Below are 20,290 nucleotides of genomic sequence, written 5' to 3' on the forward strand. Positions count from 1 at the left end.
GGGCGGTGGGCCGCATGGGGGCATCGGCAAAACCCAGTGCGATCGTCGGGTTTGATCAAAATTTGTGCTATATTCCGCGGCCGATCAAACCCGCACTCCTCGGTCATCACCATGCAAGCAGCCAAGCCGTTATTCGACTATCCAAAATACTGGGCCGAGTGCTTCGGCCCGGCGCCTTTCCTGCCGATGAGCCGGGAAGAGATGGATCAGCTCGGCTGGGACAGCTGCGACATCATCATCGTGACCGGCGATGCCTACGTCGACCATCCGTCGTTCGGCATGGCCATCATCGGCCGCCTGCTGGAGGCCCAGGGCTTTCGCGTGGGCATCATCGCCCAGCCTAACTGGCAGTCGAAAGACGATTTCATGAAGCTCGGCGAGCCCAACCTGTTCTTCGGCGTGGCGGCCGGCAACATGGACTCGATGATCAACCGCTACACGGCGGACAAGAAGATCCGCTCGGACGACGCCTACACCCCCGGTGGCCTGGCCGGCGCCCGTCCGGACCGCGCCAGCCTGGTCTACAGCCAGCGCTGCAAGGAGGCCTACAAGCACGTGCCGATCGTCCTCGGCGGCATCGAGGCCTCGCTGCGCCGCATCGCCCACTACGACTACTGGCAGGACAAGGTGCGCCATTCGATCCTGATCGATGCCTGCGCCGACATCCTGCTGTACGGCAACGCCGAGCGCGCCGTGGTGGAGATCGCCCAGCGCCTGGCCCAGGGCCAGCAGATCGCGGACATCACCGATATTCGCGGCACCGCCTTCATCCGCAGGGACACGCCCGAGGGCTGGCTGGAGATCGACTCCACGCGCATCGACCGGCCGGGCAAGATCGACAAGATCATCAACCCCTATGTGAACACCCAGGACACCGCCGCCTGCGCCATCGAACAGGAGAAGGGGGCGATCGAGGACCCCAACGAGGCCAAGGTGGTGCAGCTGCTGCCGCACCCGCGCCTGGAGCGCGACAGGACGGTGATCCGCCTGCCGTCCTTCGAGAAGGTGCGTGGCGACGCCGTGCTCTACGCCCACGCCAACCGCGTGCTGCACCTGGAGACCAACCCGGGCAACGCCCGCGCCCTGGTGCAGAAGCACGGCGAGGTGGACGTGTGGTTCAACCCGCCACCCATCCCCATGACCACCGAGGAGATGGACTACGTATTCGGCATGCCCTATGCGCGGGTGCCGCACCCGGCCTATGGCAAGGCGAAGATTCCGGCCTACGAGATGATCCGCTTCTCGGTCAACATCATGCGCGGCTGCTTCGGCGGCTGCACCTTCTGCTCGATCACCGAGCACGAGGGCCGGATCATCCAGAACCGCTCCCACGAGTCGATCCTCCACGAGATCGAGGAGATGCGCGACAAGGTGCCGGGCTTCACCGGGGTGGTCTCGGACCTGGGCGGGCCGACCGCCAACATGTACCGCATCGCCTGCAAGGACCCGGAGATCGAGCGTCACTGCCGCAAGCCGTCCTGCGTGTTCCCCGGCATCTGCGAGAACCTGAATACCGACCATTCGTCCTTGATCGAGCTGTACCGCAAGGCCCGCGCCCTGCCCGGGGTGAAGAAGATCCTGATCGCCTCCGGCCTGCGCTACGACCTCGCCGTGGAGTCGCCGGAATACGTCAAGGAGCTGGTCACCCACCATGTCGGCGGCTACCTGAAGATCGCCCCGGAGCACACCGAGCGTGGCCCGCTGGACAAGATGATGAAGCCGGGCATCGGCAGCTACGACAAGTTCAAGCGCATGTTCGAGAAGTACTCCAAGGAGGCGGGCAAGGAGCAGTACCTGATCCCCTACTTCATCGCCGCGCACCCGGGGACGACTGACGAGGACATGATGAACCTCGCGCTGTGGCTCAAGCGCAACGATTTCCGCGCCGACCAGGTGCAGGCCTTCTATCCCTCGCCGATGGCCACCGCCACCGCCATGTACCACTCGGGCAAGAACCCGCTGCGCAAGGTGACCTACAAGAGCGACGGCGTGACCATCGTCAAGAGCGAGGCCCAGCGGCGCCTGCACAAGGCCTTCCTGCGCTACCACGATCCCCGTGGTTGGCCGCTGCTGCGCGAGGCCCTGGAGCGCATGGGCCGCGCCGACCTGATCGGCCCGGGCAAGCACCAGCTGATTCCGCTGCACCAGCCGAGTACCGACAGCTACCAGAGTGCGCGACGGAAGAACTCCACGCCGGCCGGCAGCAAGAAGGTCGGTGCCCAGGGCAAGACGGTCGGCAAGATCCTCACCCAGCACAGCGGCCTGCCGCCGCGCGGCAGCGACGGCAGCAAGCCCTGGGACAAGCGCGAGCAGGCCAAGGCGGCCGCCGAGGCGCGGGCCAAGGCCGAACGCAGCGGCAAGGGTGCGGACAAGAAGGGTGGCAAGAAGCCGGCCAAGCGCCCCGTCGCACCACGCTGATCGCCCGTGCAACAAAAACGCCAGCTGAGTGCTGGCGTTTTTGTTGCGGCCTGGGTCGCTGTTCAGCCGTAACGCTTGTGCGCCTCGATGGCCAGGCCGCTGCCGATGCTGCCGAAGTTGTTGCCTTCCACGTGGCGGGCATTGGGCAGCAGCGCCGCCACGCCCTGGCGCAGCGCCGGGATGCCGCTGGAGCCGCCGGTGAAGAACACCGTATCGACCCGCTCGACGCCGACCCCGGCGCTTGCCAGCAACTGCCCGACGCTGGCGCGGATGCGCTGCAGCAGCGGCTCGATGGCGCCTTCGAAGCGTTCGCGGCTCAGCTCGGCGAGCAGCCCCGGTTCGATGCGGCGCAGGTCGATGGGGCGCGCCTCCTGTTCGGTCAGGGCGATCTTGCTGTCCTCCACCTGCATCGCCAGCCAGTGTCCGGCGCGCTGCTCGATCAGGCTGAACAGGCGGTCGATGCCGGTCGGGTCGAGGATGTCGTAGCGCATGCTCTGCAGCTGGCGCTGCGACTGCGCCGAATAGACGGCATTGATGGTATGCCAGGTGGCCAGGTTAAGGTGGTGGCTGGTGGGCATGGGGGCGTCGCTCTTCATCCGGCTGCCGTAGCCGAACAGCGGCATCACCCCGGCCAGGGACAGCTGCTTGTCGAAGTCGGTACCGCCGACGTGCACGCCGCCGGTGGCGAGGATGTCCTCATGACGGTCGGCGACGGCACGGCGCTCGGGGGACAGACGCACCAGGGAGAAGTCCGAGGTGCCGCCGCCGATGTCGACGATCAACACCAGCTCCTCGCGGTCGATGCCCGACTCGTAGTCGAAGGCCGCGGCGATCGGCTCGTACTGGAAGGACACCTCCTTGAAACCGAGCGTGCGGGCCACCGCCACCAGGGTGTCCTGTGCCTCCTGGTCGGCTGCCGGGTCGTCGTCGACGAAGAACACCGGGCGGCCCAGCACCACCTCCTCGAACGGCCGCTGGGCCACGGCCTCGGCGCGCTGCTTGAGCTGGCCGATGAACAGACCGAGCAGTTCCTTGAACGGCAGGGCGCTGCCCAGCACCGTGGTCTCGCTCTTGAGCAGCTTGGAGCCCAGCAGGCTCTTGAGCGAACGCATCAGGCGGCCCTCGTAGCCCTCCAGGTATTCGTGCAGGGCCTGGCGGCCGTACACCGGGCGGCGTTCCTCGAAATTGAAGAACAGCACCGAGGGCAGGGTGATCTTGCCGTCTTCCAGGGCGATCAGGCGGTCGGCGCCGGGGCGCTGCCAGCCGACGGTGGAGTTGGAGGTGCCGAAGTCGATGCCGCAGGCGCGGGCGGGGGTGGAGAAAGACATGCTGCGCGCTGTTCCAAAAAAACGGCCGCGCATTCTATGCGAGACGCCGGGCGATTGCTGCCCCGATCAGCGTGGCGGGCGACGGGTGACGGCCGCCGTCGTTCAGCTCCAGCCCAGGGTCAGGGCCGCCAGCACCAGGTAGCGGCCGGTCTTGGCCAGGCTGACGATCAACAGGAAGCGCCAGAGCGGCTCGCGCATGATGCCTGCGGCCAGGGTCAGGGGATCGCCGATAAAGGGCGCCCAGCTGAGCAGCAGCGACCAGTAGCCGTAGTGGCCGTACCAGCCCTGGGCGCGATTCAGCTGGCGCTCGCTCAGGGGAAACCAGCGTTTGTGACGAAAGTGTTCCAGGTAGCGGCCGAGCAGCCAGTTGATCAGCGCGCCGAGCACATTGCCGACGCTGGCCACGGCCAGCAGCGCCCAGACCGGGTAGGCGTCGCTGAGCAGCAGGCCCGCCAGCACGGCCTCGGACTGCAGGGGCAGCAGGGTGGCGGCGCCCAGTGCGGCGAGAAACAGGCCGAAATAGGCCGAGAGGGTCAGCATGCGGGGCGGGGCGGAGACGGGCGCGCCAGCCTGGGCGACGCGCTCCCGGACGGGCTCAGGACTGCGGTTCCTGGCCGGCGTGGGCCATGATCTCTTCCAGCTTGAGGCCGGTGAGGCCGTGGATGGTGCGCCACAGGTAGTAGAAGATGGCCATCAGCATGATCATCGAGGGGATGGCGATCATCGGGTAGCTGAGCAGGTTCATGCGCCCCAGTTCGGCGTTGAAGGCCTCGCTGCCGGCCGGGCTGATCACTATCCACTTGGCCAGGACGTAGTTCATCGCCGAGGAGAAGAAGAAGGTGCCGCTCAGCCAGTAGGTGGCACGCAGCAGGCGGGCTTCGAAGGCCGCGGTGTGCCCGCCCTGCTCCAGGCGGTCGTGGATCTTGTCGACGTCCAGCACCGATTTGTTGAGCAGCATGGTGCGGATCAGCGGGTAGCGCGTGTGGGTGGAGACCAGCACGGCGATGCCGATCAGCCCGGGCACCGCGGCCTCCTTGATCGCCAGCCACTGGTTGTCCAGCTTGAGCAGGCCGATGCCGCCGGTGAGCAGCACGCTGATCAGGCCGAGCAGGGCGATGAAGTTGAACTTGCGGTACTTGACCAACTCGAACAGGCCCCAGCCGAGGGGAAACGCCAGGGCCAGCACCAGGGCGCCGTCGGCGCCGAGCCTAGCCTCGCCGCTGAGCTTCATCAGGATCAGCGAAGGAATCAGAAGGCTGATGAGCAGGTCGACCAGCGGGCGGGGTTTGTGCGCGGCGGGGGCGGCGGGCGTGGTGTCGGTCATGTCTCGTTCGAAAACTAGGTATGAGCGGCGATGATCGCCTGCCTGGGCCGCGGCCGCCAGTCCGATTGTCGGTTGGACTGTGACAAGTTTGTGCAGAGTGGCGCTAAGGCGGGCTCGACTGCCGCGCCGCGGCGGTAATCCGGCGCAGAATGGCCGTGCGACCTCTGGCCTCGTCAAGGCTTTGATACTAAGGTGATATCACTCGCGGTATTAGTGGCCGTTGCGGCCGCAGGAGTCCGATCATGCAGTCCTTCCTGACTGTTCAGCGGCTCGCCCTGCTCTGTGCTTTAGGCGCGGTGTTGGCGCAGCCGATTGCGGCAAAGGATTGCATCGGCATGGTGCCGGCCGGCACCCAGGTTTTCTGGCGGCAGGTGGAAGCCGGTGCCCGGCAGGCGGCGCTGGACGCGGATATAGAGCTCCATCTGCGCGGTCCTCGTCGGGAGGGCAGCGTGGCGACGCAGCTGCAGTTGATCGACAAGGTGCTGGAGCCGGGCTGCAAGGCCTTGATCATCGCCCCGGCCGGACCCCAGATCAACGCCAAGGCCAGCGAGCTCAAGGATCAGGGGGTGCTGACCTTCTATATCGACCGCGATGTCGGCGGCCGCGACGTACAGGCGTTGATCGCCACGAACAACTACCGGGCCGGCCAGGCGGCGGGGCGCTATGTCGCGCGGCGCCTGGGCAGCCAGGGGCGCGTGGGCATGATCCGCATGACCCCGGAGATCGCCTCGACCAGCGCCCGGCAACGGGGCTTCATCCAGGCGGTGGAGGCGGCAGGCTTGCGCATCGTCTTCGACCGGCCCCTCGGCGACCCTCCCCATGCGACCTTGGAGGCCTTGCGGGAGCAGCTACCGCGGCTCGATGCCCTGTTCACCCCCAACGGCTCCTCGACCCGCCAGGTCTATGCCGCGCTGCTGCGCATGCAGGTTGCGGGGCAGGTGCTGCATCTGGGTTTCGATGCCGATCCGCTGCTGCTCGAGGCCCTCGGTGCCGGCGGGATCGAGGCGCTGATGGTCCAGCAACCCTACCGCATGGGCTACCAGAGCGTGCTGCTGGCCCAGCGTGCCTTGCGCGAGCGGCTGTTGCAGACGCAGCGGCGCGAGTTCGAGCTGGAGGCCGTGTTGGTGACGCGGGAGAACCTCGGCAGTCCTCCGGTCCAGGCCCTGCTGGCCCCGCTCATGCTCCCCTGAGTCGGCGCGGCCGCGACGCGCGTCGGCGAATCGATGGCCTGCGCTTGTAAAACCGTGGCCGGCCGTGCATACCTAACGAATATTCGATTAGCGCTTGAGAGGTGGCTATGGCCGGTGGCTGGGCAAGTGACGGGGCGGTGCAGGAACAGATCGACAGCAGCATCGAGGACGCCATCGCCCGCGCCCGCAGTCAGCTGCCCAGGGGCGAAAGCCTGAGCCGTTGCGAGGAGTGTGACGGGAGCATTCCCGAGGCGCGGCGCCAGGCCATCCCCGGGGTGCGTCTATGCGTGGCCTGTCAGTCCGAGCAGGACAAGCAACGACAGGCCGGCGCTGGCTATAACCGTCGCGGCAGCAAGGACAGCCAGCTGCGCTGAACCTGAGCTGGTGGAAGAGCTCCTGGGGCTAGCACCCGCCACGCCCTGCCTGTTGGAGTGAATAGTACCGCAGTATCGAGGAGCGACAGGGATGGGCACTCGCCTGGTGGTTGCGCTGCTCTGCTGGCTAGCCGCCGGACAGGCGCTGGCCGCCGAGCCCATTAGGGTGGCCTGGCGCGACAAGGCGCCTTACCACTATTGGGAGAATGGCCGTGCTCAGGGTTTTCTGTTGCAGCGTGCCCGGCGTCTCTTTGCCGCGGCCGAGGTGCCGGCGGTCTTCGTCGAACGGCCATCCAAGAGGATCTGGCGGGACTTCCAGCGGGGCAAGCAAGGTTTCTGCTCGATAGGCTGGTACCGCTTGCCGGAGCGGGAGCGGCTCGCCCAGTTCAGCCTGCCTTTCCATGTCGACCCGCCGCACACGCTGCTGGCCCGCGCCGAGACGCTCCCGGCGATCCGGGCGCATGCCAGCTTCGCGTCCCTGCTGGGCGATCCGGACATCAGCCTCGGCGTGGTGGATGGGGTGTCCTACGGGCCCGAGTTGGACGCGTTGATCGCGGGCAGCGCCAATCGGGTCGTGCGCGTCACCCTGCCGCCGGCCGGTCTGATGCAGATGGTGGCGGCCGGGCGCGTGGACTATATGCTGGCCGATCAGGCCGACTGGCAGTATCTACGCAGGCGGGACGATGGCCTGAGCGGGCTCGCCGAATATCACTTTCACGACATGCCGCCGGGGCTCGAGCGCTATATCCTGTGCAGCAAGGATGTGTCGACCCAGGTGATGGGGCGCCTCAACCGGGCCATCGCGGCCTTGTCGGCACAGGGAGGCGGGCAGTGACGGGGGCGGGCGAAGTGTTGCGACGGCGGAGTGGTGCGGCTTGCCGATATTTTACCACTGGCAGGCAGACGGCCTGCGGCGTCCGCCTTCGTCCGGCGAGGCCGGTGAGGGCGAACAGAGGAGTGCAGTTTGTGTTCGGGATGCGGGGGGCGTGGATAGGGCTGAGGCGCGTGCTGTTCGCGGCGGGCTTGGCGCTGCTCGGCAGCCTGCCGGGCCATGGGCAGGAGCTGACGCTCTACACCGAGGAGAATCCACCGCTCAATTTCAGTCGGGATGACCAGCTCACCGGCTTTTCCACGGAAATCATCCGGACCCTGTCGGTGCGTACCGGCGACCCGGTGCGAATCGAGTTGGGGCCCTGGACCCGTGGCTATGCCAAGGCGCAGAGCGAGGCGAATGCCGGTGTCTTTACCACGGCGCGCATCCCGGTTCGTGAGGCGGCCTTCCAGTGGGTCGGGCCGTTGACCCAGACCCTCACGCGCTTCTATGTCCGCAAGGGCTCCGCCCTGCGCATCACCAGCCTGGAGGCCGCCCGCGCGCAGCGGCTGGTCTTGCCCCGGCAGTGGTACAGCTACGAGTACCTGCAAGGGCAGGGCTTCGACAACCTCTACACGGTGACGTCGGCCGAGACGATGATGCAGATGTTCCGCCAGGGGCGCGCCGATGTGTTGGCGGCCAGCGATATCGCCTTGCCGGGCCTGCTCAGCATGGTGGGCATGAGCCCGGATGAGGTCGAGGCGCAGTTCGTCTTTCTGCGTCATGAGTCCTATCTGGCGTTATCCCCGCAGACGGACCCCGCGGTGGTCCGGCGTTGGCAGGCGGCCCTCGACGGGCTCAAGCGCGATGGCGGCTTCGCCATGTCCTACAGGCGTTGGTTCGCCAGCCCGAGCGTTCCGCCGCGCTTGCTGGAGGTCGCGCCTTAGCGGCCGCAGCCCCGTGGCCCACGCCGTGGCCCGGTTTGCGGCGCTGACTCGGCGATCCGGGGATCACCGCGTGTCGGCGGCTGGCGGCTCCGTGCCGGGGTCGAGGATCAGTTGCATGAAGGTCAGGTCGAGCCAGCGGCCGAACTTGCAGCCCACCTGGGGCATCTGTCCGGTGGTGATGAAGCCCAGGCGCTCATGCAGGCGGATCGAGGCGCCATTGCCGCTCTCGATGGCCGCGACCATCACGTGCTTGCCGCAGGCCCGGGCGCGCTCGATCAGCTCCCGCAGCAGCGCCGGCCCCAGGCCCTGGCCGCGCTGTTCGCTGCGCACATAGACCGAATGCTCGACACTGTGGCGAAAGCCCTCGAACGGCCGCCAGTCGCCGAAGGCGGCATAGCCGAGCACGCCATCGTCACTGTCCACGGCCACCAGGACCGGGTAGCCCTGCTGCGCGCGAGCGTCGAACCAGGCCTGGCGGTTGGCCAGGTCGACCGGGCTGTCGTTCCAGATCGCCGTGGTGTGGCATACGGCATCGTTGTAGATGGCCAGGATGGCGGGCAGGTCGTCGGCTCTGGCATCGCGAATGGTAGGCGGCATGTTTACCTCTGGCGGCCGGACTGCTGCATGGCCAGCAGTCCGGTGGTGTCGGCAAGGGGGCGTTGCAGTTGTGGCGTCTGGCGCGGCGGTGGCCGTTCGTGGCCTCCCTGCCAGGCCTTGTTCCGGGCGGGCGGTTGGGGTGGTGGTCGGTGCCCTGCCCGCCGGTGCGTCTGTCAGTCGACGGCCAGGCAGCGAATCAAAGCGTCAGGTAGTTCTTCACCCCGGTGAAGATGATCTGCGCCGCCAGCGCGCACACGAACAGGCCCATCAGGCGGCTGACGATCTGCAGGCCCTGATCGCCGAGCAGGCGTTCGAACTGGTTGGACAGGTACAGCACCACGCCGACCGTGAGGCTGGCCAGGGCGATGGCCACGACCGCCAGCAGCTTGTCGTCCCAGTGCGGCTGGCTGGCGCCCATCAGCAGCAGGGCACCGATGGTGCCGGGGCCGACGGTCAGGGGGATGGTCAGCGGCACTATGGTGACGTCCTGCTGGACGTTGTCGCTCTGCACCGCCGACTTGCCCTGGGCCATGCCCAGGGCCGAGATGAACAGCACGCTGCCGGCGCCGATGCGGAAGGCGTCGATGGTGATGCCGAACAGGCTGAAGATGTGCTTGCCGAACAGGTACAGCAGCACGCTGGCGACCACCACGCCGCCGGCCACCTTCCAGGCCAGGCGCTTGCGCTCCCTGCCGGTGTAGCCGCGGCTCAGGCCGATGAAGCAGGACAACACGAAGAAGGGGCTGTAGAGCACCAGCAGCTTCAGGTACAGACTGAACAGCTCGGACGCCATTGGGATCTCGTCTCTCAGGGCAGATGGGCTGAATGTAGGGGGCGCCTGGGCAGTGCCGCCTGGCGGCCGGGGCAGAATGATCCCGGATTGGCGGGGCGATCTCCAGTGGCACGGACAACTTTAGGCGCCGCGTCGGCCAACCGTTCGACGGTCGAGGCCGAGCCCGGCCGGAGTATCGGCTATACCTGTTGCTCGACCCGCGAATGTCAGAGGCGGCACATGGCGCGCATCAGTTTCACCGTCAACCTGCAGCGTCACCTGGATACGGCGCCGCTCGAGGTGCCCGGCAGCACGGTCGCTGCCGTGCTGGCCGAGGTCTTTGCGCGCAATCCGCGCCTGCGCAGCTACCTGCTGGATGACCAGGGCCGGCTGCGCCAGCATGTGGCGGTTTTCATCGATGGCGAGCAGGTCGCCGACCGCCGGGGCCTGAGCGACCGGGTCGGGAATGACAGCGAGGTCTACGTGGTGCAGGCGCTGTCCGGTGGCTGAGATCGGGAGGTGATGATGGATAGGCTGCAGGTGGCTACGCGCAAGGGCCTGCTGGTCTTTGCCCGCGATGGCGCCGGATGGCGCCTGGATCGTACGGATTTCCTCGGCGAGCCGGTGAGCATGATGCTGGCCGACCGCCGCGACGGTTACTGGTATGCGGCGCTGCACCTCGGTCATTTCGGCCCCAAGCTGTGGCGCTCGGCGGATGGCGGCAAGCACTGGGCGGAGATAGCCGTACCGGCCTTCGCCGCGGCGGCCGTCGCCGCCAGCGCCGATGGACAGGGGCCCTCGGTGGCGATGATCTGGTCGCTGGAGAGCGGGGGCGACGACCAGCCGCAGCGGTTGTGGGCCGGCACCATCCCCGGGGCGCTGTTCCGCTCGGATGATCGCGGCGACTCCTGGCAGCTGGTCGAGTCGCTGTGGCAGTGTCCGGAGCGCGCCCGCTGGTTCGGCGGCGGCTATGACCAGCCGGGTATCCACTCGATCTGCGTCGACCCGCGCGACAGTGCGCGGCTGCAGGTCGCGGTGTCCTGCGGCGGGGTCTGGTGCAGCGAGGATGACGGTGCCAGCTGGGCCTGTCGTACCCAGGGCATGCGCGCGGCCTATATGCCGCCGGAACAGGCCGAGATGCCGGAGGTCCAGGACCCGCACCGCATGCAGGCCTGCCCGGCGCAGCCCGATACCCTCTGGGTACAGCATCACAACGGCATCTTCCTGTCCCGCGACGGTGCTCGGCACTGGCAGGAAATAGGCGAAGTCGAGCCCTCGACCTTCGGCTTCGCCGTGGCCGTGCACCCGTGCGAGGCGGACACCGCCTGGTTCGTGCCGGCGGTCAAGGATGAATGCCGGGTGCCGGTGGGCCAGCGTCTGGTGGTGACCCGCACCCGCGATGGCGGCCGGAGTTTCCAGTGCCTGAGTGCAGGGTTGCCCCAGGCGCAGTGCTTCGACCTGGTCTACCGCCACGGCCTGACCGTCGACGCCGCCGGGCAGTGCCTGGCGATGGGCTCGACCACCGGCCACCTGTGGTTCTCGGCGGATCAGGGCGACAGCTGGGAGCTGCTGGCCGGCCACCTGGCGCCGATCTACGCGCTGCGTTTCGCCTGACCCGCGCTTTGCTTCAGTAGGGTAGGGCGGCGTCCTGGCGGCGCATTTCCCGCTCGGCGATCCAGTGCTCGAGCAGGTCGCGTAGCTGCGACAGCTCCACCGGCTTGGACATGTGCCCGTCCATGCCGGCCTGGCGCGCGCGTTCCTTGTGTTCGTTGAGGATATGCGCGGTCAGAGCCACCACCGGGGTGTGGGCGCGCCGTTCGGCCGCCTCCCAGGCGCGCAGCTGCTCGGTGGCGGAGAAGCCGTCGAGCACCGGCATCTCGCAGTCCATCAGGACCAGGTCGTAATGCTGGGCCTTCATCGCATTGAGGGCTTCCTCGCCGTTGCTGGCCGTATCCGGCTGCAGGTTGAGCTTGCCGAGCATGCCGCGGATCACCTTGGTGGAGATGCTGTTGTCCTCGGCGACCAGGATGCGGAAGTCGCTCGGCACGTTCAGCGGCGCGGTCACCGCAGTCGGCACGAACAGCGGCGCGCCGCTGCCGCGCTGGGTCAGTTCGTCGGCCAGGGTCGCCTTCAGGGTGTAGCCGGCCACAGGTTTGGCCAGGATGCGCTTGATCCCGGCGTTGCGTGCCACGATCTTGCTCGGTGCGTTGCTGATCCCGGTGAGCATGATGATCAGGATGTCGTGGTTGAGGCTCGGGTCTTCCTTGATCTTCGCCGCCAGTTGCATGCCGGTCATGCCGGGCATGTTCTGGTCCAGCAAAACCACGTCGAAGTATTCGCGCATGTGCGCCTTGGTGCGCAGCAGGGCCAGGGCCTCCTTGCCGGACGGCACGGCGCTGACGCTCAGGCCCCAGGCACTGCATTGCTGGATCAGCACCTTGCGGCAGGTGTCGTTGTCGTCGACCACCAGCAGGCGGGCGCCCTGCAGCGGGCCGTCCAGATCGGCGGTGGGGTGCTCGAGGCGCTCGGCCTCGAGCGGCAGGGTCAGCCACAGGGTCGAGCCCTGGTTGCCGCCGCTCTGGATGCCGAATTCGCCGTCCATCAGGTGCACCAGCTGGCGGGCGATGAGCAGGCCCAGGCGGCCGCCGAGGCGGGTGGCGGAGAGGAAGTCCTTGCTGTGCAGCTCGGCATGCAGCAGGGCTTCGCGCTCGCTGGCCTGCAGCGGCTGGCCGCTGTCCTGCACGGCGATACGCAGGCGAGGCTTGGCGTCGCCGGTATCCAGGGCCACCACCAGCAGGACCTCACCCTCCACGGTCTGCTTGAAGGCATTGTCCAGCAGGCTCAGCAAGACCTGGCGCAGGCGCGTGGGGTCGCCGCTGACCACCCGCGGAACCTGCGGCTGCATGAAGCTGATCAGCTCGACGCGCTGCTGTTCGGCCTTGGCGCGGAAGATGTCCAGGCAGTCCTCGATCAGCGCATTCAGATCGAACTGCACATCGTCCAGTTCGATCTGCCCGGTCTCCAGCTTGGAGATGTCGAGAATCTCGTTGATCAGGGTCAGCAGCTCGTTGCCCGAGCTGTGGATGGTCTGCACGTAGTCGCGCTGCTTGGCCGACAGGGGGGTACCGAGCAGCAGTTCGGTCATGCCCAGTACCCCGTTCATCGGCGTGCGGATCTCGTGGCTGATCTTCGCCAGGAACTCGGCCTTGGCCTTCAGTTCGGCGGAGCTGGCGGCCAGGGCGCGGCTGGTGCTGAACTGGTCCTGGACGATGCGCCGTTGGCGCTCGCTCAGGGCCATGCTGAGGAGGAAGCCGCTGACCACGCACATGGCCAACAGGCCGTAGGCCAGCCAGTCGGTCTGTACCGACCAGTAGCCGAACAGGACCGGCAGGGCGCCGAGGAAGGCCGCGCAATACAGCAGCAGCGCCACGCCGAACAGGCGTGCCGGCCGGTAGCCCTGGTGCCAGTGGTACAGCGCCACCAGCAGTATGCTCAGGCCGCAGATGGCGCCCAGCAGATAGACCAGCTGGTTGAACTGCAGGTTGCTGGCGACCAGCAGCGTCAGGCCGGTCAGGGCGATCAGGCCGATCTCGCCGAGCAGCAGACGGGTCAGTAGGGCGTTGTCACCGACCTTACGGAAGAAGCTGGCGGTGAAGGCCAGGGCGCACAGCATCGCGGCCAGCATCGACAGGTTGACGATATGCGGTTGCAGGGGCTGCCACTCCCCCAGCCAGGGGGTGCTGATGCCCAGCACACTGATGGCGGTCAGCAGCAGGCAGGCCTGGGTCGCCGCCAGCCACAGGCTGCTGGCGGTGCGCGCGTAGGCGAAGCGCACGAGGTTGTAGAGCACCAGCATGACCAGGCCGCCGAGCAACAGGCCGAGCAGGAGCGGACGGCTGTCGTCGGCGGCCATGGCGCCGGCGCTCTGCAGGCTGATGGTCGGGCGCAGGGCGTGCTCGGAGGCCAGGCGCAGGTAGATATCCAGAGGTGCCTCTGCCTGGGGCAGGGGCAGGAGGAAGTCGCGACTGGCCAGTGGACGGCTGGAGAAGGCCAGGCTGCTGCCGGTGCGGGTGTGATCGAGCAGCCGGTCGCCCTGCAGCACATAGAGATCGAGGTAGGCCAGATAGGGGGCGAAGATGCGCAGCATCTGGGCCTGCTGGCTGACGGGCAAACGGTAGTGCAGCCACAGCGCGGCGCCGTCGCCCGGGGTATAGAGCTCGCCGAGTTCGATCGGGGCGAAGCGTGAGCTGTGCAGGGGCGTGCGGATGTCGTCCAGCTGCAGGGCCGCGCCGTCGTCGGGCAGCGCCGACCAGCCCGTCGAGGCCTGGACTGGCAAGGCACCGAGTGCCGTCAGCAGCAAGGCGATCAACAATCCTGTGGCAATCCTCAGCCGGCGCACGGTGAATTCCCTTCGGTAATGAGTGGACGGATTATAGCCAAGCCGAGCTGGCGAGGAATAAACCGGGGCGGCACGGTGGCCGCCCTCGCTTGCCGCTGTCCTCAGGGCTCGTCGCGCTCGCGGGCGATGGCCCGATAGCCGATGTCCGTGCGGTAGAAGCAGCCCTGCCAGCTGATCTGCTCGGCCAGGCGATAGGCCTGCTGCTGGGCTTCGGCCACGCTCGGGCCTATGGCAGTGGCGCACAGGACCCGGCCGCCGCTGGTGACGATCTGGCCGTCCTTGAGCGCGGTGCCGGCATGGAACACCTTGCCGTCGAGCTTGGCCGCGGCGTCCAGCCCGCGGATGACCTCGCCCTTGGCATAGTCGCCCGGGTAGCCGCCGGCGGCCAGCACCACGCCCACGGTGGGGCGCGGGTCCCAGGTCGCCTCGACCTTGTCCAGGGCCTTGGCCAGGGCCGCCTCGACCAGCAGTACCAGGCTCGACTCCAGGCGCACCATGATCGGCTGGGTCTCCGGGTCGCCGAAACGGCAGTTGAACTCGATGACCTTGGGCGCGCCCGACTTGTCGATCATCAGGCCGGCATAGAGGAAGCCGGTATAGACGTTGCCCTCGGCGGCCATGCCGCGCACGGTCGGCATGATCACCTCGTCCATCACCCGTTGATGCACGGCCGGGGTGACCACCGGGGCCGGCGAGTAGGCGCCCATGCCGCCGGTGTTGGGGCCGCTGTCGCCGTCGCCGACGCGCTTGTGGTCCTGGCTGGTGGCCATCGGCAGCACGTTCTGGCCGTCGACCATGACGATGAAGGAGGCTTCTTCACCATCGAGGAACTCCTCGATGACCACCCGCGAGCCGGCCTCGCCGAAGGCATTGCCGGCGAGCATGTCGCGCACCGCGGCTTCGGCCTCGGCCAGGTCCATGGCCACTATCACGCCCTTGCCCGCGGCCAGGCCGTCGGCCTTGATCACGATGGGCGCACCCTGGGCGCGCAGGTAGGCCAGGGCCGGTTCGACCTCGGTGAAGTTCTGGTAGGCCGCGGTGGGGATGGCGTGGCGGGCGAGGAAGTCCTTGGTGAAGGCCTTGGAACCCTCCAGCTGGGCGGCGCCGGCGCTGGGGCCGAAGATGTCCAGGCCGCGGGTGCGGAACAGGTCGACCACCCCGGCCACCAGCGGCGCCTCGGGGCCGACTATGGTCAGCTGCACGTTCTGCTCGGCGAAATCGGCCAGCTGCTCCAAGGCCAGCACGTCGATGGCGACGTTCTCGCACTTGGCCTCGAGGGCGGTGCCGGCGTTGCCCGGGGCAACGAAGACCTTCTCGACGCGCGGGTCCTGCGCCACTTTCCAGGCCAGGGCGTGTTCGCGACCGCCGCTGCCGATGATCAGTACGTTCATGTCTCTCTCCTAGGGGAGGCGGGCCTGCGGCCCGGTTGGTGGACAGCTTCGGCTGTCCACCCTACGAAATCTTGCCGTTCTATCGGGCCGTGATGGAGCTGGTGGATGCTAGGCGCGGATGGCTTCGATAAGCGCAGTTGCCGTCTGGCAATGAGCATTAGCGAAGTCGTCCGCAACGACGCAGACGCCTGCTTCAGCGCGGCCCCACACATTAGTGACGGAAGTGGCGCATTCCTGTGAAGACCATGGCGATGCCGGCCTCGTCGGCGGCGGCGATCACTTCGTTGTCGCGCATGGAGCCACCGGGCTGGATCACCGCGGTGATGCCGGCCTTGGCCGCGTTGTCGATGCCGTCGCGGAAGGGGAAGAAGGCATCGGAGGCCATGACCGCGCCGGGCACCGGCAGGCCGGCGTGCTCGGCCTTGATCGCGGCGATGCGCGCGGAGTTGACGCGGCTCATCTGGCCGGCGCCGACGCCCACGGTCTGGCGGTTCTTGGCGTAGACGATGGCATTGGACTTGACGAACTTGGCCACCTTCCAGGCGAAGATCAGGTCATGGATCTCCTGCTCGCTGGGGGCGCGCTGGGTGACGATCTTCAGGTCGGAGGCTTCGATCATGCCGATGTCGCGGCTCTGCACCAGCAGGCCGCCGTTGACCCGCTTGAAGTCCCAGCCGGCGGCGCGCTCGGCCGGCCACTGGCCGCACTCGAGCAGGCGCACGTTGGCCTTGGCGGCGACCACGTCGCGGGCAGCCTGGGAGATCGTCGGGGCGATGATCACCTCGACGAACTGACGCTCAACGATGGCCTGGGCGGTGGCGCCGTCCAGCTCGCGGTTGAAGGCGATGATGCCGCCGAAGGCCGACTCGCTGTCGGTGGCGTAGGCCAGCTCGTAGGCCTGGCGGATGCCGCCGTCCTCGTCCGGCACCACGGCCACGCCGCAGGGGTTGGCGTGCTTGACGATCACGCAGGCCGGCTTGACGAAGCTCTTCACGCACTCCAGGGCGGCGTCGGTGTCGGCCACGTTGTTGAACGACAGTTCCTTGCCCTGCAACTGCACGGCGGTGGAGACGCTGGCCTCGCCCTTCTTCGCCTCGACGTAGAAGGCCGCGCTCTGGTGCGGGTTCTCGCCGTAGCGCATCTCCTGGGCCTTGATGAACTGGCTGTTGAAGGTGCGCGGGAAGGCGCCGCGCGCCTCGGTGGACAGGGTCTCGGCGGCCTGGTCGATGGTGCCCAGGTAGTTGGCGATCATGCCGTCGTAGGCGGCGGTGTGCTCGAAGGCCTTGAGCGCCAGGTCGAAACGCTGGGCGTAGGTCAGGCCGCCGGCCTTGAGGGCCTCGAGGATGGCGGCATAGTCGCCGGTGTTGACCACGATGGCGACGTCCTTGTGGTTCTTCGCCGCGCTGCGGACCATGGTCGGGCCGCCGATGTCGATGTTCTCGATGGCGTCGGCCAGGTCGCAGTCCGGCTTGGCCACGGTGGCCTCGAAGGGGTAGAGGTTGACCGCCACCAGGTCGATCGGCTGGATGCCGTGCTGCGCCATCACCGCGCCGTCGACGGCGCGGCGGCCGAGGATGCCGCCGTGGATCTTCGGATGCAGGGTCTTGACCCGGCCGTCCATCATCTCCGGGAAACCGGTGTAGTCGGCCACTTCCACGGCGGCCACGCCGTTGTCCTTGAGCAGCTTGTAGGTGCCGCCGGTGGAGAGGATCTCCACGCCGAGGGCGGACAGCTCGCGGGCGAAGTCGAGGATGCCGGTCTTGTCGGAGACGCTGATCAGGGCGCGGCGAACGGGGAGGCGGGTGGTCTGGTCGGTCATTTCAGAGTCCATCGGAGCAGGGAAATCAGCAAAAAGGGCGGCTTTCGATGGGGCCGCCCTTTCGGGGAGGATGCTGGGTTAGAGCAGGTCGTACTGCTTGAGTTTCTTGCGCAGGGTGCCGCGGTTCAGGCCGAGCAGCTCGGAGGCCTTGGTCTGGTTGCCCTTGACGTAGTTCATCACGGTCTCCAGCAAGGGGGCTTCCACTTCGGTGAGCACCAGGTTGTAGACGTCGGTCACCTCGGCACCTTCGAGGTGGGCGAAATAGTTGTGCAGCGCTTTTTCGACGCTGCCGCGCAGGGTCTGGCCCTCTTCGCTCGGCGTGGTCAGGTGCTGTTTCAAACTGCTGTTGTCGCTCACGGGTGCAATTCCACTCACTAAATTCTCGGTCATCAACGTCATGCGGCCACCCCTTCTCCATCGTTTTGCCGGTCGCCGAAGAACTGGCGAATCTCGGCGCACTGCGCGTCCGTACTGTCCAGACGGTTGAATTGGGCGCGAAACTCCCTGGCGCCCGGCAGGGTTGCGAGATACCAGCCGACATGCTTGCGGGCGATGCGTACGCCCATCACCTCGCCATAGAAGGCATGCAGTGCGGCCAGATGCTCGAGCAGAATGTGTTCGAGTTCGAGCAGGCTGGGCGCCGGCAGCTTGCTGCCGGTGCGCAGGTAATGCTCGATCTCACGAAAGATCCACGGCCGGCCCTGGGCCGCGCGGCCGATCAGCAGGGCGTCGGCGCCGGTGGCGGCAAGCACGGCCTGGGCCTTCTCCGGGGTGTCGATGTCGCCGTTGGCGAACACCGGTATCGACACCGCCTGCTTGATCGCGGCGATGGTGTCGTACTCGGCGTCGCCGGTGTAGAGGTCGGCGCGGGTGCGACCGTGCACGGCCAGGGCGGCGATACCGGCCTGCTCGGCGATTTTCGCCACCTCGACGCCGTTCTTGTTCTGCCGGTCCCAGCCGGTGCGGATCTTCAGGGTCACCGGCACGTCCACGGCGGCGACCACCGCATGGAGGATCTCGCGTACCAGCTCCTGATCCTTGAGCAGGGCGGAGCCGGCGGCCTTGTTGCAGACCTTCTTGGCCGGGCAGCCCATGTTGATGTCGATGATCTGTGCCCCCAGCTCGACATTACGCCGGGCCGCCTCGGCGAGCATCTGCGGGTCGCCGCCGGCGATCTGCACCGAGCGCGGCTCCGGGTCGCCGGCGTGAGGCAGGCGCAGGCTGGATTTGCGGCTGTTCCACAGGCGCACGTCGCTGGTGACCATTTCCGAGACGACCAGACCCGCCCCCAGGCGCCGGCACAGCTGGCGGAAGGGCCGGTCGGTGACTCCGGCCATGGGCGCGAGAATCAGCGGGTTGGGCAGTCTGTAGGGGCCGATGCATAACGCCGACATAGGGCTTCCCTGCTCAAGAGACGGGCTGTTGAGACCAATAGGAGAGTGCGAAAAGGCTGGGAATAATACCCGCTCTGGGTGACCGGATAAAGGCTGTTTTGAACAAATTCTGAACAGCTGCGGCCTTATCGCCAAGGGTTAGATTGACAGGGCGGGAACCTGTGCTCCGGGCTCGGCGCTACTCCGGGGAGTGGAAGCTGAGGCTGTAGTTCACCGCCCGGGTGCCCGGGTCGAGGATGTCCAGGGACACGTGGATCGGGGTCTGCGGCGGCATCTCGGCCTGCCCGGCCAGCTCGCCGGCGAGGTATTCGCTGGGCTTGAAGCGACGGCTGGCGAGCAGCTGGCCGTTGATGTCGGCGAAGCGCATTTCCAGCAGCGGGAAGGGCTGGGCGAAGGGCGCGCGGTTGTAGAGGATCGCGTCGACCACCAGGGCGCCGCTGAACTCCGGATGGCTGCGCACCACCAGGTTGCTGCTCTTGACCTGCTCGATGTCGACCTTGGACGGCAGGATGCAGCCGAGGCTCGGGCACAGCTGTTCGAACCAGGGGCGGTACTGGTCCTGGCGCGCCAGTTCCTCGAAGTGGTAGATCAGGTACTGCCCGGCCAGGGCGCCGGCGGCGATCAGGTTGAGCAGGCCCCAGCCGAACCAGCGGGCCCAGGGCGTGCGCGGTGGCTGCCAGTCCAGCTGCAGGGGTTCGTCGTCCAGCTCGAACAGGTGTTCGTCGCGCAGCTCGGGCTCGTTGCGGCCATGTTTGCCAGCGGGCTCGGCGGGTGGTTCGTCTTCCTCTAGCTCCGCGTCGGGCTCGTCGCGGGTGGCGCTCAGCCGAGGTTCGTCCTTGTCCGGTGATGCCGCGGTCGTATCCTCTTCGCTCGGTTCGAGGCGCGGCTCCTGGCGCGGCGCGGGGCTGGCATGTTCCTGAGGGGGGGGCGCCAGGGGCGCCTGGCTGCTCTCCGGCAGGTGCTGCGGTGCGCTCGGGCTCGGGTTTGGCGCGGTCTTGGTGGCGTCTTCGCGCAGCAGCGCCTCGGCCCATTGTTCGTCATCCGCCACCGGCTCGTGAGGGCTCAGCGGGCGAAAAGCCTCGGCGTACCGGGGGGCTTGCTCCAGTGCCCTGAATTGCTGGGAGAGCTGCTGCTCCTGTTCTTCCAGCTTGGCCAGTTCCTCATCGAGGTCGAGGCTGTCGAGATCCAGGTCGTCATGAATCCACAGGGTGGCGTTGGCCGGACTGGGCGGCGTCCGGTCGTCGCTCTTGGCGGCGGCGGCCGGCGCGCTCGATCCGGCGGGCGCTTGCGCCGCGCTCGCGGGGCTGGCGGGGGGCGCCTGGGTGGGCGCGGTGTCGGCCAGGTCATGACCCTGCGCGCGCAGCTGTTGCGCGGCATTGAACACGTGCAGGCAGGCGCCGCAGCGGACCACACCATGGGCCGCACCCAGCTGTGCCTGGTTGACCCTGAAGCTGGTGCGGCAATGGGGGCACTGGGTGACGAACGTCTCGGTCATGCGGTGATCCGGCGGCCTGCGAGCGGATGTG

General features: G+C 67.5%; 18 protein-coding genes. 7 read left to right on the forward strand and 11 right to left on the reverse strand.

All coding sequences use genetic code 11. The features are described from left to right. Positions 1–111 precede the first annotated feature (111 nt). The gene (locus SBP02_RS02705; protein ID WP_318644879.1) at positions 112–2,418 is read left to right on the forward strand and encodes a YgiQ family radical SAM protein; all 2,307 of its coding nucleotides are present in this window, start codon (positions 112–114) and stop codon (positions 2,416–2,418) included. 62 nt (positions 2,419–2,480) lie between these two features. Here the strand turns inward: SBP02_RS02705 and SBP02_RS02710 are convergent, their stop codons facing one another. From SBP02_RS02710 to SBP02_RS02720, 3 genes are all read right to left on the reverse strand, one after another. Continuing rightward, on the reverse strand, positions 2,481–3,746 hold the full coding sequence (locus tag SBP02_RS02710) for an Hsp70 family protein (RefSeq protein WP_318644880.1): 1,266 nt from the start codon (positions 3,744–3,746) through the stop codon (positions 2,481–2,483). Between the two features lie 102 nt (positions 3,747–3,848). Beyond that, on the reverse strand, positions 3,849–4,286 hold the full coding sequence (locus tag SBP02_RS02715; protein ID WP_318644881.1) for a YqaA family protein: 438 nt from the start codon (positions 4,284–4,286) through the stop codon (positions 3,849–3,851). 55 nt (positions 4,287–4,341) lie between these two features. Further along, positions 4,342–5,070, reverse strand: coding sequence for a VC0807 family protein (locus SBP02_RS02720; RefSeq protein ID WP_318644882.1), 729 nt, complete (start codon positions 5,068–5,070; stop codon positions 4,342–4,344). Between the two features lie 242 nt (positions 5,071–5,312). Here SBP02_RS02720 and SBP02_RS02725 point away from each other — a divergent pair, with 242 nt between their 5' ends. The 4 genes from SBP02_RS02725 (at position 5,313) to SBP02_RS02740 (ending at position 8,392) form a co-directional block, all read left to right on the forward strand. Continuing rightward, on the forward strand, positions 5,313–6,260 hold the full coding sequence (locus SBP02_RS02725; RefSeq protein ID WP_318644883.1) for a substrate-binding domain-containing protein: 948 nt from the start codon (positions 5,313–5,315) through the stop codon (positions 6,258–6,260). Between the two features lie 107 nt (positions 6,261–6,367). After that, a complete protein-coding gene (locus SBP02_RS02730) occupies positions 6,368–6,634 on the forward strand; it encodes a DksA/TraR family C4-type zinc finger protein (RefSeq protein ID WP_318644884.1) in 267 nt (88 codons plus the stop codon). A gap of 91 nt (positions 6,635–6,725) precedes the next feature. Next, positions 6,726–7,469: a transporter substrate-binding domain-containing protein gene (locus tag SBP02_RS02735; RefSeq protein WP_318644885.1), complete on the forward strand. Its 744-nt coding sequence runs from the start codon at positions 6,726–6,728 to the stop codon at positions 7,467–7,469. Between the two features lie 140 nt (positions 7,470–7,609). Beyond that, positions 7,610–8,392 carry a substrate-binding periplasmic protein gene (locus SBP02_RS02740; RefSeq protein ID WP_318646288.1) on the forward strand — a complete coding sequence of 261 codons (783 nt, stop codon included), beginning with the start codon at positions 7,610–7,612 and terminating at the stop codon, positions 8,390–8,392. Between the two features lie 63 nt (positions 8,393–8,455). Here SBP02_RS02740 and SBP02_RS02745 read toward each other — a convergent pair whose 3' ends face one another. Both SBP02_RS02745 and SBP02_RS02750 read right to left on the reverse strand, forming a co-directional pair. Further along, positions 8,456–8,989 (reverse strand): GNAT family N-acetyltransferase, encoded by a 534-nt coding sequence (locus tag SBP02_RS02745; protein WP_318644886.1) that lies wholly within the window; start codon positions 8,987–8,989, stop codon positions 8,456–8,458. 196 nt (positions 8,990–9,185) lie between these two features. Further along, complete coding sequence (locus SBP02_RS02750) at positions 9,186–9,782, reverse strand: MarC family protein (protein ID WP_318644887.1); 597 nt, start codon at positions 9,780–9,782, stop codon at positions 9,186–9,188. Positions 9,783–10,001: 219 nt separating this feature from the next. Between SBP02_RS02750 and SBP02_RS02755 the strand changes: the two genes are divergently transcribed. Together SBP02_RS02755 and SBP02_RS02760 are read left to right on the forward strand one after the other, a co-directional pair. Then, a complete protein-coding gene (locus SBP02_RS02755) occupies positions 10,002–10,271 on the forward strand; it encodes a MoaD/ThiS family protein (protein ID WP_318644888.1) in 270 nt (89 codons plus the stop codon). Between the two features lie 12 nt (positions 10,272–10,283). Then, positions 10,284–11,375: a WD40/YVTN/BNR-like repeat-containing protein gene (locus SBP02_RS02760; RefSeq protein ID WP_318644889.1), complete on the forward strand. Its 1,092-nt coding sequence runs from the start codon at positions 10,284–10,286 to the stop codon at positions 11,373–11,375. A gap of 13 nt (positions 11,376–11,388) precedes the next feature. Here SBP02_RS02760 and SBP02_RS02765 read toward each other — a convergent pair whose 3' ends face one another. From SBP02_RS02765 to SBP02_RS02790, 6 genes are all read right to left on the reverse strand, one after another. After that, the gene (locus SBP02_RS02765; protein WP_318644890.1) at positions 11,389–14,160 is read right to left on the reverse strand and encodes a response regulator; all 2,772 of its coding nucleotides are present in this window, start codon (positions 14,158–14,160) and stop codon (positions 11,389–11,391) included. A 101-nt stretch (positions 14,161–14,261) separates the two neighbouring features. Continuing rightward, positions 14,262–15,551, reverse strand: a complete 1,290-nt coding sequence (purD, locus tag SBP02_RS02770; RefSeq protein WP_318644891.1) for a phosphoribosylamine--glycine ligase — start codon at positions 15,549–15,551, stop codon at positions 14,262–14,264. A gap of 211 nt (positions 15,552–15,762) precedes the next feature. Continuing rightward, positions 15,763–17,370, reverse strand: a complete 1,608-nt coding sequence (gene purH / locus SBP02_RS02775; RefSeq protein ID WP_318644892.1) for a bifunctional phosphoribosylaminoimidazolecarboxamide formyltransferase/IMP cyclohydrolase — start codon at positions 17,368–17,370, stop codon at positions 15,763–15,765. Positions 17,371–17,448: 78 nt separating this feature from the next. Next, a complete protein-coding gene (gene fis, locus SBP02_RS02780) occupies positions 17,449–17,769 on the reverse strand; it encodes a DNA-binding transcriptional regulator Fis (RefSeq protein WP_318644893.1) in 321 nt (106 codons plus the stop codon). Then, on the reverse strand, positions 17,766–18,764 hold the full coding sequence (gene dusB / locus SBP02_RS02785) for a tRNA dihydrouridine synthase DusB (protein ID WP_318644894.1): 999 nt from the start codon (positions 18,762–18,764) through the stop codon (positions 17,766–17,768). The genes fis and dusB overlap by 4 nt, the downstream gene beginning before the upstream one ends. Positions 18,765–18,942: 178 nt before the next feature. Continuing rightward, positions 18,943–20,259, reverse strand: coding sequence for a DUF3426 domain-containing protein (locus SBP02_RS02790; protein WP_318644895.1), 1,317 nt, complete (start codon positions 20,257–20,259; stop codon positions 18,943–18,945). Positions 20,260–20,290 lie beyond the last annotated feature (31 nt).

The sequence above is a fragment of the Pseudomonas benzenivorans genome (assembly GCF_033547155.1).
Classification (GTDB): domain Bacteria; phylum Pseudomonadota; class Gammaproteobacteria; order Pseudomonadales; family Pseudomonadaceae; genus Aquipseudomonas; species Aquipseudomonas benzenivorans_B.